The organism is Mycobacterium sp. ENV421 (assembly GCF_002887815.1).
Taxonomy (GTDB): domain Bacteria; phylum Actinomycetota; class Actinomycetes; order Mycobacteriales; family Mycobacteriaceae; genus Mycobacterium.
The window spans coordinates 337,902-351,515 of sequence record NZ_PDHO01000003.1; the positions used below are offsets into that span (position 1 = coordinate 337,902).

Consider the following 13,614-nt stretch of genomic DNA (forward strand, 5'->3'; position numbering starts at 1 on the left):
TCAACCGATGAAGGGGAGACCGCCCCTTCGCACGAGGTGAGGCCCCATGTCTGAATCACACACGCCCGAAACGCCCGAAACGCCCGACACCCCGGACACGCCGCCCCGCACCGACATGACAGTGCCGGAGATGCGCGAATGGCTGCGCAACTGGGTGGCCAATGCGACCGGGCAGGCACCCGACGCGGTCGACGAGTCCACCCCGATGGTGGAGTTGGGGCTGTCCTCGCGGGACGCGGTCGCGATGGCCAGCGATATCGAGGATCTGACCGGCGTGACGCTGACCGCGACGGTGGCCTTCCGTCACCCGACCATCGAGTCGCTCGCCACGGTCATCATCGAGGGTGAGCCCGAAGTCGAGTTCGACGGCGACAGCGAGGATTGGTCGCGCGCAGCCGATGTCGAGGACATCGCGATCGTGGGCGTAGCCACCCGGTTCCCCGGCGATATGAACACGCCTGGCGAGATGTGGCAGGCGCTGCTCGAGGGCCGTGATGCGATCACCGACCTGCCCGACGGGCGCTGGTCGGAGTTCCTGGCCGAACCGCGCATCGCCGAGCGGGTCGCCAAGGCCGCCACTCGCGGCGGATACCTCAGCGACATCAAGGGATTCGACGCCGAGTTCTTTGCGCTGTCGAAGATGGAAGCCGACAACATCGACCCGCAGCAGCGGATGGCGCTCGAGCTCACCTGGGAGGCGTTGGAGAACGCCCGCATCCCCGCATCCAGCCTGCGGGGCACCAACGTCGCCGTCTACATCGGTGCGTCGAACAACGACTACCAGTTCCTCGCGGTGGCCGACCCGACGACTGCGCACCCGTACGCGATCACCGGCACCTCGAGTTCGATCATCGCCAACCGGGTGTCCTACTTCTACGACTTCCGTGGCCCCTCAATGGCTTTGGACACCGCCTGCTCCAGCTCCCTGGTCGCCGCCCACCAGGGTGTGCAGGCGCTGCGCAGCGGTGAGGCGGACGTGGCCGTGGTGGGCGGCGTCAACGCGATGATCACCCCGCTGGTCACCATCGGATTCGACGAGGTCGGCGGCGTGCTCGCGCCCGACGGCCGGATCAAGTCGTTCTCCTCAGACGCCAACGGCTACTCGCGCTCCGAGGGCGGCGGCATGTTGCTGCTCAAGCGCCTCAGCGACGCCCGCCGCGACGGGGACGAGATCCTCGCCGTCATCGCAGGCAGCGCGATCAACCACGACGGCCGGTCCAACGGCATGCTCGCCCCGAACCCGGACGCGCAGGCCGATGTGCTGCGCAAGGCCTACAAGGACGCCGGGATCAGCCCGCGCAGCGTCGACTACATCGAGGCGCACGGAACCGGAACGATCCTCGGTGATCCGATGGAGGCCGACGCGCTCGGTCGCGTCGTCGGCCGGGGCCGCCCCGCCGACCAGCCCGCCCTGCTGGGCGCGGTCAAGTCCAACCTCGGTCACCTGGAGTCGGCGGCCGGCGCGGCCAGTCTGGCCAAGGTGGCATTGTCGTTGAGCCGCAACAAGATCCCACCGTCGATCAACTACGCCGGGCCCAACCCGTACATCGATTTCGACGCCGTCCGACTGCGGGTCGTCGACAAGGTCACCGACTGGCCGCGGTACAGCGGCCATGCGATCGCCGGTGTCTCCGGATTCGGCTTCGGCGGCGCCAACGCCCACCTGGTGGTGCGCGAGGTGCTGCCGGCGGATTTGGCGGAGCCGCAACCGGAATCCGCACCGGTTGAGGGTACGTCCGGGTCCGATGCCGGCGCCGTCTACGTCGGCGGGGTCCGGATGGACGAGTACGGCGAGTTCGTCGATGAAGAGGAAGTCGCCGACGAGTACGCTTCGGCCGTCGCCTACGACGACGAGCCGGAGCTGCCCGGTCTGACCGATGAGGCGCTGGAGCTGATCGAGGCGGCCCGAGCCGAGTGGGAAGCTTCGGAGAAGCCTGTTCCTGTTGTGCCGCTGGCTATTTCAGGCTTCCTGACCTCGCGCAAGCGTGCGGCGGCCGCCGAGCTGGCCGACTGGATCGACAGCCCGGCCGGCCGCGCGGCATCGCTGGAGTCGATCGGCCGTTCGCTGTCGCGGCGCAACCACGGCCGTTCACGGGCTGTGGTGATGGCCCACGACCATGATGAGGCGATCAAGGGTCTGCGCGCGATTGCCGATGGCAAGCAGAGTCCGCTGGTGTACAGCGCCGACGGCCCGGTGACCAACGGCCCGGTGTGGGTGCTGGCCGGATTCGGTGCCCAGCACCGCAAGATGGGTAAGAGCCTGTATCTGCGCGAGCCGGTGTTCGCCGAGTGGATCAACAAGGTCGACGCGCACATCCAGGACGAGCGTGGCTACTCGGTCGTCGAGCTGATCCTCGACGACGCGATCGACTACACCAACGAGACCTGCGAATACCCCATCGAAGTGGTCCAGACGGTGATCTTCGCCATCCAGATCGCACTCGGTGAACTGCTCAAGCACCACGGCGCCAAACCCGGTGCGGTGGTGGGACAGTCGCTCGGTGAGGCGGCCGCCGCCTACTTCTCCGGTGGTCTGTCGCTGGCCGATGCCACCCGCACCATTTGCTCGCGCGCCCACCTCATGGGTGAAGGCGAGGCGATGCTGTTCGGTGAATACATCCGGCTGATGGCGCTGGTCGAGTACTCGGCCGACGAGATCAAGACCGTGTTCTCCGATTACCCGGGCCTGGAGGTGTGCGTTTACGCCGCCCCCACCCAGACGGTCATCGGCGGCCCGCCGGACCAGATCGACGCGATCATCGCCCGCGCGGAATCCGAAGGCAAGTTCGCTCGGAAACTGCAGACCAAGGGCGCCAGCCACACTCAGCAGATGGACCCGTTGCTCGGCGAGTTGTCCGCCGAGATTCAGGGCATCGAGGCGCACCCGCTGCACACCGGTTACTTCTCGACGGTGCACGAGGGCAGCTACATCCGCCCGGGCGGCGAGCCGATCCACGATGTGGAGTACTGGAAGAAGGGACTGCGGCACAGCGTCTACTTCACCCACGGCATCCGCAACGCCGTCGACAACGGCCACACCACGTTCCTGGAACTGGCGCCGAACCCGGTGGCGCTCATGCAGGTTGGCCTCACCACCGCATCTGCCGGACTGCACGACGGGCAGTTGATCGCGACGCTGGCCCGCAAGCAGGACGAGGTCGAGTCGATGCTCGCCGCGATGGCGCAGCTCTACGTCTACGGGCACGATCTCGATTTCCGCACTTTGTTTGATTCGGGGTCGATTCCGGCCAAGTACGCCGAGATCCCGCCCACCCGGTTCAAGCGCAAGCCGCATTGGCTGGACGCACAGTTCACCGGTGACAGCTCGGTGATGATGCCGGGCAACCATGTGGCCACCCCCGACGGCCGGCATGTCTGGGAGTACTCGCCGAAGGGGCAGACCGACCTGGCTGCTCTGGTGAAATCTGCCGCGGCACAGGTTCTTCCGGACGCCAAGCTGACCGCTTCCGAGCAGCGTGCGGTGCCTGGGGACGGAGCCCGGCTGGTCACCACGCTGACCCGCCACCCGGGTGGCGCTTCGGTGCAGGTGCACGCACGTATGGATAACGGGGCCGAGTCTTCCTTTTCTTTGGTCTACGACGCCGTGGTCACCCGCGGCGGAGCAGTGTCGGCGTTGCCGTCCGCGGTCGCGACCGGTGTCGCGGTGAGCACGCCGGCTGAGGCGGCTCCCGCGCCGGAGGAGGACGACGACGCGGAGATCCTCCAGGACAACCTGACCGCAGGTGCCGGCCTGGCCGCCGGCTTCGCCAAGTGGTCGGCGGATTCGGGTGAGACGGTGCACGACCGGCTCGCGACGATCGTCGGTAGCGCAATGGGCTACGAGCCCGAAGACCTGCCGTGGGAGGTCCCGCTGATCGAGCTCGGTCTCGATTCGCTGATGGCGGTTCGGATCAAGAACCGCGTCGAGTACGACTTCGACCTGCCGCCGATCCAGTTGACCGCGGTACGGGACGCCAACCTCTACGCCGTCGAGAAGCTCGTCGAATACGCCGTCGAGCACCGCGACGAGGTCGAGGATCTGGCCGAGGCGCAGAAGGGCAAGACCGCCGAGGAGATCGCCGCCCAGCAGGCCGAGATGATGGGCGGCGCCAGCACGGTCGCCGAACTCGAGGCCAAGCTCGCCGAGGCCGGTCACCCGATCGCGACCGAGGCTGAGGCCGAGGTGAATGTCCCGCCGCCGCCGACCGATCCGGCGGGACCGAAGTCCACCGCTGCCGCGGCGGCGGCAAAGGTTTTGACCCAGGAGGCCGTCACCGAAGCGCTCGGCGCCGACGTGCCGCCGCGGGACGCCGCCGAGCGCGTCACGTTCGCGACGTGGGCGATCGTCACCGGCAAGTCGCCGGGCGGCATCTTCAACGAACTGCCCGCCGTCAACGACGAGACCGCGACCAAGCTGGCCGACCGGCTCTCCGAGCGCGCCGAAGGCACGATCAGTGTCGATGAGGTGAAGTCCACCAAGACGATCGAGGCACTGGCCACCATCGTTCGGGCCCAGCTCGAAGACGGTGTGGTCGACGGGTTCGTCCGTACCTTGCGCGCGCCGAAAGATGGCAGCACTCATACTCCGGTGTTCGTCTTCCACCCGGCGGGCGGGTCGACGGTGGTCTACGAGCCGCTGCTCAAGCGGTTGCCCGCTGACACCCCGGTCTACGGTCTGGAACGCGTCGAGGGCTCGATCGAGGAGCGCGCGGCCGAGTACGTGCCCAAGCTGATGGAGATCGCCGGCAAGGGGCCCTACATCCTCACCGGCTGGTCGCTGGGCGGGGCGCTGGCCTACGCGTGCGCGGTCGGCCTCAAGCGCAACGGCTGCGACGTCCGCTTCGTCGGGTTGATCGACACGGTGCGCGCCGGTGAGGAGGTGCCGCAGACCAAGGAGGAGATCCGGGCCCGCTGGGACCGTTACGCCGTGTTCGCCTCGCGGACCTTCAACGTCGAGATCCCCGAAATCCCTTACGAGCAGCTCGAACAACTCGACGACGAGGGTCAGGTGCGGTTCGTCCTGGACGCGGTCAAAGAGGCCGGGGTCGACATCCCCGGCGGGATCATCGAGCATCAGCGGACGTCCTACCTGGATAACCGGGCCCTGGACACCGCCAACATCGAGCCCTACGACGGACACGTCACGCTGTACATGGCGGACCGCTATCACGACGACGCGATCATGTTCGAACCGCGTTACGCCGTCCGCCAACCTGACGGCGGCTGGGGCGAATTCGTCGACGACCTGGAGATCGTGCCCATCGGGGGCGAGCACATCCAGGCGATCGACGAGCCGTACATCGCCAAGGTCGGGGCTCATATGAGCGAAGCGATCAACCGTATCGACGCCGAGGAGAAGCAGGACTAGTGACCACTGAGAGCTCTCCCACCCACCACCCGGTCACAACTGCCGAAAAGCTCGCCGAACTCCGCGATAAGCTGGAGCTCGCCAAGGAACCGGGCGGTGAGGCGGTCGCGGCGAAGCGGGACAAACGCGGCATCCCCAGCCCGCGGGCGCGTATCCATGAGCTGTTGGATCCCGGCAGCTTCCTCGAGATCGGCGCCTTGGCCCGCACGCCCGGCGATCCGAACGCGTTGTACGGCGACGGGGTGGTCACCGGGCACGGCACCATCAACGGCCGTCCGGTCGGTGTGTTCAGCCACGACTACACCGTGTTCGGTGGCTCGGTGGGAGAGATGTTCGGCCGCAAGGTTTCCCGCTTGATGGAGTGGGTGGCGATGGTCGGCTGCCCGATCATCGGTATCAACGACTCCGGTGGCGCCCGCATCCAGGACCTGGCCACGTCGCTGGCCTGGTACGCCGAGCTCGGCCGTCGCCATGAGCTGCTCAGCGGTCTGGTTCCGCAGATCTCGATCATCCTGGGTAAGTGCGCGGGCGGTGCGGTCTATTCGCCGATTCAGACCGACCTGATCGTGGCCGTGCGCGACCAGGGCTACATGTTCGTCACCGGCCCGGACGTCATCAAGGACGTCACCGGCGAGGATGTCACCCTCGACGAGCTCGGCGGTGCCGACGCCCAGGCCAAGTACGGCAACATCCACCAGGTCGTCGACTCGGAGAAGGCCGCCTTCACCTACGTCCGCGACTACCTGCAGTTCCTGCCCGCCAACACGTTTGACGATGCCCCGGTGATCAATCCCGGCCTGGAGCCGGAGATCACTCCGCACGATCTGGAACTCGACAGCCTCGTGCCGGACGCGGACAACACCGCATACGACATGCACGAGATCCTGCTGCGGATCTTCGACGACGGCGATTTCCTCGAGGTCGCCGCGCAGGCGGGCCAGGCCATCATCACCGGCTTCGCCCGTGTCGACGGCCGCCCGGTCGGGGTGATCGCCAACCAGCCGATGCACATGTCCGGCGCCATCGACAACGAGGCGTCCGACAAGGCCGCGCGGTTCGTGCGGTTCTGCGACGCATTCAACACGCCGCTGGTCTTCGTCGTCGACACCCCCGGCTTCCTGCCCGGTGTCGAGCAGGAGAAGAACGGCATCATCAAGCGCGGCGGACGGTTCCTCTACTCCGTCGTCGAGGCCGACGTGCCGAAGGTGACCATCACCATCCGCAAGTCCTACGGCGGCGCGTACGCGGTGATGGGGTCCAAGCAGCTGACGGCTGACTTCAACTTCCTGTGGCCGACGGCGCGCATCGCCGTGATCGGCGCCGAAGGTGCGGCCCAGCTGATCGTGAAGCGGTTCCCCGACCCCAAGGCTCCTGAGGTGCAGGAGATCCGGCGTCAGTTCATCGAGGGGTACAACCGCGACATGGCAACGCCGTACGTGGCTGCCGAGCGCGGTTATGTCGACGCGGTGATCGAGCCGCACCAGACTCGTCTGCAGCTGCGCGGCGCCATGCGGATCCTGCGCGACAAGCAGATCCTCCGCGTGCAGCGCAAGCATGGTCTGATCCCGATCTAAACCGCCGCCGGGGTTATCCCCAGGGTTTACTCACACCTGTGTAATTCGCCCCCGGCCGGCACCGGCCGATGGCAAAGTTGACGAAACGTCGGTGATCGGGAGCTCGGCCGACTTACCGTGGGTCGGTGACCACCGAGAAGATCGAGCTGGCCGCCATCGGCCAAGACGGCCGCCATCTCTACACCTGCCCGTTGTGTGAGGCCATGTGTGGCTTGGAGATTCAGGTCTCCGACGGGCGCGTCGACAGCATCCGCGGCAACCAGGACGACGTCTGGAGCCGTGGGCACCTGTGCCCCAAGGGTGCGTCGCTGGGCGCCATCCACGACGATCCCGACCGGATCCGGAAGCCGATGGTCAAGGTCGACGGACAGTGGCAGGAGGTCAGCTGGGGGGCCGCGTTCCGGCGCTGCACCGAACTGCTGGCCCCGGTGATCGCCGAGCATGGCATCGGCGCGGTCACCTGCTATACCGGCAATCCGCTGGCGCACTCGTTCTCGCTGGGCCGCTACACCGGCGTCCTGCTTGGCATGTCCGGAATCCCGGTCAGCTACTCACCGGGCACCGTCGATCAGTGGCCGAAGAACCTGTCGTCGCATCTGATGTACGGCAACTGGTGGGGATTCCCGGTTCCCGACATCGAACGCACCGACCTGCTGGTCGTGATGGGCGCGAATCCGGCGGCCTCGCAGGGCTCGCTGCTGGCCGCCCCCGATGTGATGGGCATCCTCGGCCGCATCGACAACGTCATCGTCATCGACCCCGTTCGCACCGCGACCGCGGCGAAGGCCGACGAATGGTTACCGATCACCCCGGGCACCGACGCCGCACTGCTGCTGGCCGTCGTGCACACCTTGTTCGACGAGGGCCTGGTCCGTATGGGCCGCCTGGCCGACCACGTCGACGGTGTCGAGACTTTGCGGACGGCCGCGGCCGATTGGTCACCGGAGCGGGTGGCCCCGGTGACGGGCATCGACGCCGAGCGCATCAAACACCTCGCCCGCCAGCTGGCGGGCACCGAACGCGCGGTGGTGTACGGGCGAATCGGATTGTGCAATCAGGAGTTCGGCAGTCTGGCCAGCTGGCTGGTCGACGTCGTCAACATCCTCACCGGCCACTTCGACACCCCGGGTGGTGCCATGTTCCCGCGGCCCGCGGTGTGGACGGTCACCGCCCAGCCGCAGCCCGGCCTGGAGGGTGGGCTGCCCGAGTTCGGCCGCTGGCAGACCCGCGTGCGCGGCGCCAAGGAAGTACTCGGTCAGGTGCCGGTGTCGTGTCTGGCGGAGGAGATCGAAACACCGGGGGAGGGGCAGATCCGCGCGCTGATCACGGTGGCGGGCAATCCGGTGCTGTCCACCCCGCAGGGGCATCGGCTCGACGAGCTGCTGCCGGGCCTCGACGCGATGATCGCGGTTGACTTGTGGCTCAACGAAACCACTCGCCACGCCGACGTCATTCTGCCGGGCTTGTCGCCGCTGGAGCAGCCGCATCACGATGACCTGATCCTGGCGTTCGCGATCAACAGCATCGCCAACTATTCGGCACCGGTGTTCGCCCCCGAGGATCCCGACCGCCCGGAGGAGTGGGAGATCCTGGTGCGGCTCACCGGTTTGTGTGCGGGAGTGCCTGCCGAGGAGGTCGATGTCGCCGCGATCGACGACGGCTTCTTCGACTACCTGTGCTTCACCCAGGGACTCGACGGCGCGGAGGTGCGCAGCCACTACACGCAGGGCGGACCGGAACGCATTCTGGATCTGACCCTGCGCACCGGGCCGTTCGGTGACCGCTACGGCGAGAACCCGGACGGGCTGAGCCTGGCGAAACTCAAGGAGCAGCCCAACGGGATCAACTTCGGACCGATGGTGTCCCAGGTACCCGAGATACTCAACACCGCAGACAAGAAGATCCGGCTGGCCCCGCAGTATCTGCTCGACGACATCCCGCGGCTGGGCCGGCGTCTGGAGCGTGAGCCCGACGAGCTGGTGTTGGTGAGCCGGCGTCACCTGCGGTCGAACAACTCGTGGCTGCACAATGTTTCGGCCCTGATGAAGGGTCGCGATCGCTGCACCCTGCTGATGCATCCCGACGACGCGGCCAGCCGCGGCGTCGCCGCAGGCGAGACGGTGTCGGTTGAGTCCTCGGCGGGACGCATCGAGGTGCCGGTGGAGGTGACCGACGCCATCAAGCCAGGTGTGGTGTCGATGCCGCACGGCTGGGGCCACGGCAAACCCGGCACCCGGATGTCGGTGGCCAACGGGTCACCCGGGGTCAACACCAACATCCTGTCGCCGCCGACTTTCCTCGACGAACCGTCGGGCAATGGTGCGCTCAACGGCATCCCGGTGACGGTTGCACCCGCATCATGACCGTCGCATGCGGTGGAATCGCCTCGCCACCAAGCCAATTCGATGTAACGCTGTCGGCGTGGGTCCACAGGTCGCGAACCCGGTAGCACGGCGTCTTGGGCAGCCCCACCGCGGCCGCGGTGGTGACGATCGATGTGGGCTGTGAATCCGGGTTCGTCATCGAGACCGCCACCGCGCCACCGGCCAGCGGCTTGACCATGATCCGCCGGTCCCCGGCGAGGGGGCGGCCCTGCGTGACGAGCCGATCCTGGTCGACCGCGATGATGTCGGGATTGGTCAGTAGGTCGCGGGTCTGCAACGACATGGTGCGAATGTCGTTGCCGGCCAACAACGGCGCCGCCATGATCGCCCACAGTGAGATATGGGTGCGCTGCTCGTCGAGGGTCATGCTCGGACCGTGCTCGCCGGCCAAGGTCTCGACCATCCCCTGGTGGTCTGCGACAAAGTCCGGCCAGCCGATACCGGCCACCAACATGTCCGGGTCGTTGACATAACCGGGCCGGCTGCGGGCGGCCAGCGGGATGTCGGCGTCCACCTGCTCGACCACCCCCAACACGGGGCCTGCCGTCCCGGTCTGACTGTGCCACAACGGAACCAGGTCGATCGTGGTGCGCGACATGTCGGCGATGTTCGACCAGTCGTAGTCCGACCCGGCGGACGGGTCGACCGAGGTGTTCGGGTTGATGCTGTACACGATCTGTCTTCGGCTGCGATGCAACGCATCCCGCATGGCGGTGAATGCCTTGATCTGATCCGATCGGTCGGTGTCGGTACTGCACCAGTCGTATTTGAGGTAGTCGACGCCCCACCGTGCGAATGTGGCCGCGTCGGCCGCTTCGTGGCCCCTGCTGGCATTCGGCGCGCCGAGCCCACACAGCTCATAGCTCGGGCTGGCATACAGGCCCAGTAGCATCCCGTGGGCGTGGACGTACTGAGCCACGGCGGGGATGCCGCCGGGAAACCGGACCGGGTCGGCGCGCAGGTCGCCGGCACTGTCACGGGTGCCGGCCGCCCAGCCTGCATCGAGATTCACGTAGCGGTACCCGGCGTCGCGCATCCCGGAGGACACCATGGCGTCGACGGTCTCCTCGACGCTCCGCTCGGACAGCGGGATACCGGATTTCCACGAGTTCCAGCCCATCGGCGGGGTAAGGGCCGTCGGAGCCGGCCGGACGGGCGGCTGACCACAGGCCGAGACGCCGGCAGCCAATAGAACTAGGCAGCCGAGGATCGTCGATAGTCGGCGCATAGCGCAAGAGTAGGAGCCGCTTCACCGAAGTGCGCGTGCGCCCGGGCCATCACCTGTTCGGCCTGCGCCGGATCGGTGGTGTCGGCGGCAATAAGGAACAGCTGAGCGCTGCTGTGGCCGTGGCCGATTCGCACCAAGCCGGCCGCGTTGCGGTCGACGGCCACCACGCAGTTGCCGGCCGCCAGAAGCGTTCGGGCAAGCCGATATCCCCGGTCTGTTCCGGCGTCGAGGACCAGAACGAACGGACTGTCCTTGGTGAAGTTCGCTGGAAATGCCATGGCCCCACTCAACGGTCCGGACGTGGGCGGCGGCTATGTCGCGCCTGGGAGTTCGCGGTGCGAATGTTGTTCACACGACTGGTCCGGGTTCATAGCCGGCTCAAAGACTTCACAAAGCCTGGACCGGAGTTCGGCTGGCGAGATGGGGAGTATGACCGCAACGCTGTCCATGACCGGCGCACCCGGCGCGGCGTCACATCCGTCGGCACCGGGACGCTTCACGCTGTCGACCACCGCCTGGCGCCGAATCGCTCTAGGTGCACTCCTGGTCACCACGGCCGTCACCTACCTGTGGAACATCACTATCAACGGGATGGGCAACGGGTTCTATGCCGGTGCAGCACAGGCTGGTTCGAAGAACTGGGAAGCGCTGCTGTTCGGCTCGGTGGATCCGCACAACTTCATCACGGTGGACAAGCCGCCGGTGTCGCAATGGGTGATGGGTCTGTCCGGCCAGATATTCGGATTCAGCAGCGCGAGCATGCTGGTCCCGGAGGCACTGATGGCGGTCGGCGCCGTCGCACTGCTCTACGGTGCGGTGCGCCGGATCGCAGGCACTGGCGCCGGTCTGCTGGCCGGGGCGGCATTCGCGTTGACACCGGTGGTGGCATTGATGTTCCGCTACAACAATCCCGACGCGGTGATGGTGCTGCTGATGATGTTCGGTGTTTACTGCACCGTCCGTGCGCTCGAGCGTGCCAGCGTCAAGTGGATGATGTTGGCTGGCGCCGCTTTGGGTTTCGCGTTCCTGGCCAAGATGCTCGAAGGGTTGATGGTCGCGCCGGCGATCGGGCTGGCCTACGTGCTCGTCGCGCCGACGTCGGTGCGTCGTCGGCTGCTGCACGTGGCCGCCGCGGCCGCCACGTGCATGGTGTCGGCCGGCTGGTTCGTTGCGTTGACGCTGGTGTGGCCGGCGGCGGCGCGGCCGTATCTGGCCGGATCCACCGACAACAACTTCATGAACCTGGTGATCGGTTACAACGGTCTGGCGCGGATCCTCGGCCGCAACCGCGCGGTCCCAGCGGCCGACTTCGGCCGGCAAAACCCTGGGCTCACAAGGTTGTTCACCGGTGAGTTCGGTGTCGAGATCGGTTGGCTACTTCCGGCAGCGCTTTTCGGGCTGGTGTTCGTACTCGCGGTACGTGCTCGTGCGCCGCGCACCGATCTGGTCCGGGGCGGGGCCGTGTTGTTCGGCGGCTGGTTGCTTGTCGACGGGCTGGTTCTGTCTTACATGAAGGGCATGGTCCACCCGTACTACTGCCTGTCGGTGGTACCCGCGGTTGTCGCGCTGGTCGCCATCGGCGGTCGGGAGATGTGGTCGCTGCGTGACCGGCTGTTCGGCCGATTGGTCTTGGCGGCAACGATTCTGGTGACCGGCTTCTGGAGTTGGTGGCTGCTCGGTCGCAACGCGGACTGGATGCCGACACTACGCTGGGCGATCCTCGCGGTGACCGTCGTCGCGACTGCTGCGCTGCTGGTCGGTCTTGCCGCCGACCGCCGGCGGGTGGCCGCGGCCGCGCTGGCGGTCGGCGTTCTCGTCGGTGCGGCCGGTTCGGGCGCCTATACGTTCGCCACCATCGGCCAGTCTCACGACGGCGGCGGGGCGCAGGTCGGCCCCGCGCAGGCCGACCGGGGTCATGGCCGACCCGGCGGCGACGACGGCGACAACGTCGCCCTCGACGACCTTCTGAAGGCCACCGATACACAGTGGTCGGCGGCGGTGAACGGCTCCTCGGCGGCCGCCGGTTATGAGCTGGCCACCAACACCGCGGTGATGGCGATCGGTGGATTCGGTGGCAGCGATCCGGTTCCGTCACTGACCCAGTTCCAGGCCGACGTCGCCGCTCACCAGATCGGGTACTACATCGCCCCCGGCAACCACGGTGGCCCCGGCCGCGGTAACCAGCACGCCGACATCACCGCGTGGGTGGCGGCCAACTTCGCGCCCAAGACGATGGGATCCGACACCGTGTACGACCTCACCTCCGTACACTCCGGCGAATGAGCGATATCGACGTCGAATCGATCCGGACTGCCGGGGCGGCCATCGGCGAGGCCATCAGCGTGTTCATGCTTAACCCGGACACCTTCGAGAAGAGCCTCGCGGCGGGCTATCCGGACCCGTTCGCCGCGTACTTCGCCGGCCGCGGCGGCGTCCTCGGTGACGCCACCGGCACCACGGTCACCGCGGTGTTCGCCGTCTTCGAACCCAACCTCGCGCGGTCGTGCTGGGAGAACGGCGTCGCGGTGCACCCAGCGTCGGAGAGTTGCCGGCTGTACTGGGATCAGCTCGCCGAGTTCGGCAGGACATACCTGGGCGGGGCCGAGGGGCTGGATCGCATCGCCGAACTTGGTGAGAAGGTCATCGCGGACGCCCCCGAACCCGGCCTGCCGCTGTATGCGGGCTGGCGGGCCATGCCCCTTGCCGACGACGCCCCCGCGCGGGCCCTGCAGGTGATGATGGTGCTGCGGGAACTGCGTGCCGCGGTTCATTTCAACGCCCTGACGATCTCCGGGCTGAGCCCCGTCGAGGCACACATCCTCAACCACGGCGCGGACTACGCGGCGTTCATGGGGTGGCAGCCCCCGTTCGACGACGCGACGGGCAAGAAAGATGCGTACGACCAGGTCGAAGACCTCACCAACCGGCGGATGGCCCAGATCTACCAATCCGCGCTGACGGCGGGCGAGGCCGACGAGCTGGCCCGGTTGAGCGTGGCCGCCCTGGCGGCGTTGAAGGCCAGCGCGCCCGCCCCGGTCGGCGCCTGAGCACTACGATTCC

The 13,614-nt window shown here is 67.2% G+C and carries 7 protein-coding genes; 5 read left to right on the top strand and 2 right to left on the bottom strand.

Translation table 11 applies throughout. The annotated features are described in order from the left end of the window. Positions 1-46 precede the first annotated feature (46 nt). The 3 genes from pks13 (at position 47) to CRM90_RS05900 (ending at position 9,305) form a co-directional block, all read left to right on the top strand. Positions 47-5,368 (top strand): polyketide synthase Pks13, encoded by a 5,322-nt coding sequence (gene pks13, locus CRM90_RS05890; protein ID WP_502693232.1) that lies wholly within the window; start codon positions 47-49, stop codon positions 5,366-5,368. Further along, complete coding sequence (locus tag CRM90_RS05895) at positions 5,368-6,942, top strand: acyl-CoA carboxylase subunit beta (protein WP_102806044.1); 1,575 nt, start codon at positions 5,368-5,370, stop codon at positions 6,940-6,942. Before pks13 ends, CRM90_RS05895 begins: the two co-directional genes overlap by 1 nt. A 146-nt stretch (positions 6,943-7,088) precedes the next feature. Next, the gene (locus CRM90_RS05900) at positions 7,089-9,305 is read left to right on the top strand and encodes a molybdopterin-dependent oxidoreductase (protein WP_286145619.1); all 2,217 of its coding nucleotides are present in this window, start codon (positions 7,089-7,091) and stop codon (positions 9,303-9,305) included. Here the strand turns inward: CRM90_RS05900 and CRM90_RS05905 are convergent. Together CRM90_RS05905 and CRM90_RS05910 are read right to left on the bottom strand one after the other, a co-directional pair. Further along, positions 9,268-10,554, bottom strand: coding sequence for a glycoside hydrolase family 27 protein (locus CRM90_RS05905; RefSeq protein WP_102806046.1), 1,287 nt, complete (start codon positions 10,552-10,554; stop codon positions 9,268-9,270). The two genes, CRM90_RS05900 and CRM90_RS05905, sit on opposite strands and share 38 nt — an antisense overlap. Beyond that, positions 10,521-10,832, bottom strand: a complete 312-nt coding sequence (locus CRM90_RS05910) for an SDR family NAD(P)-dependent oxidoreductase (protein ID WP_102806047.1) — start codon at positions 10,830-10,832, stop codon at positions 10,521-10,523. Before CRM90_RS05910 ends, CRM90_RS05905 begins: the two co-directional genes overlap by 34 nt. Before the next feature lie 151 nt (positions 10,833-10,983). On the opposite strand from CRM90_RS05910, the gene CRM90_RS05915 reads away from it, so the two are divergent. Then, positions 10,984-12,837: an ArnT family glycosyltransferase gene (locus CRM90_RS05915; protein ID WP_233209178.1), complete on the top strand. Its 1,854-nt coding sequence runs from the start codon at positions 10,984-10,986 to the stop codon at positions 12,835-12,837. Next, a complete protein-coding gene (locus tag CRM90_RS05920) occupies positions 12,834-13,601 on the top strand; it encodes an SCO6745 family protein (RefSeq protein WP_102806048.1) in 768 nt (255 codons plus the stop codon). The genes CRM90_RS05915 and CRM90_RS05920 overlap by 4 nt, the downstream gene beginning before the upstream one ends. Positions 13,602-13,614 lie beyond the last annotated feature (13 nt).

Excerpts from the sequence above, each read along its gene's own strand:
- pks13 (WP_502693232.1), top strand. The coding sequence starts at position 47 with ATGTCTGAATCACACACGCCCGAAACGCCCGAAACGCCCGACACCCCG.
- CRM90_RS05905 (WP_102806046.1), bottom strand. The coding sequence starts at position 10,554 with ATGCGCCGACTATCGACGATCCTCGGCTGCCTAGTTCTATTGGCTGCC.
- CRM90_RS05910 (WP_102806047.1), bottom strand. The coding sequence starts at position 10,832 with ATGGCATTTCCAGCGAACTTCACCAAGGACAGTCCGTTCGTTCTGGTC.
- CRM90_RS05915 (WP_233209178.1), top strand. The coding sequence starts at position 10,984 with ATGACCGCAACGCTGTCCATGACCGGCGCACCCGGCGCGGCGTCACAT.
- CRM90_RS05920 (WP_102806048.1), top strand. The coding sequence starts at position 12,834 with ATGAGCGATATCGACGTCGAATCGATCCGGACTGCCGGGGCGGCCATC.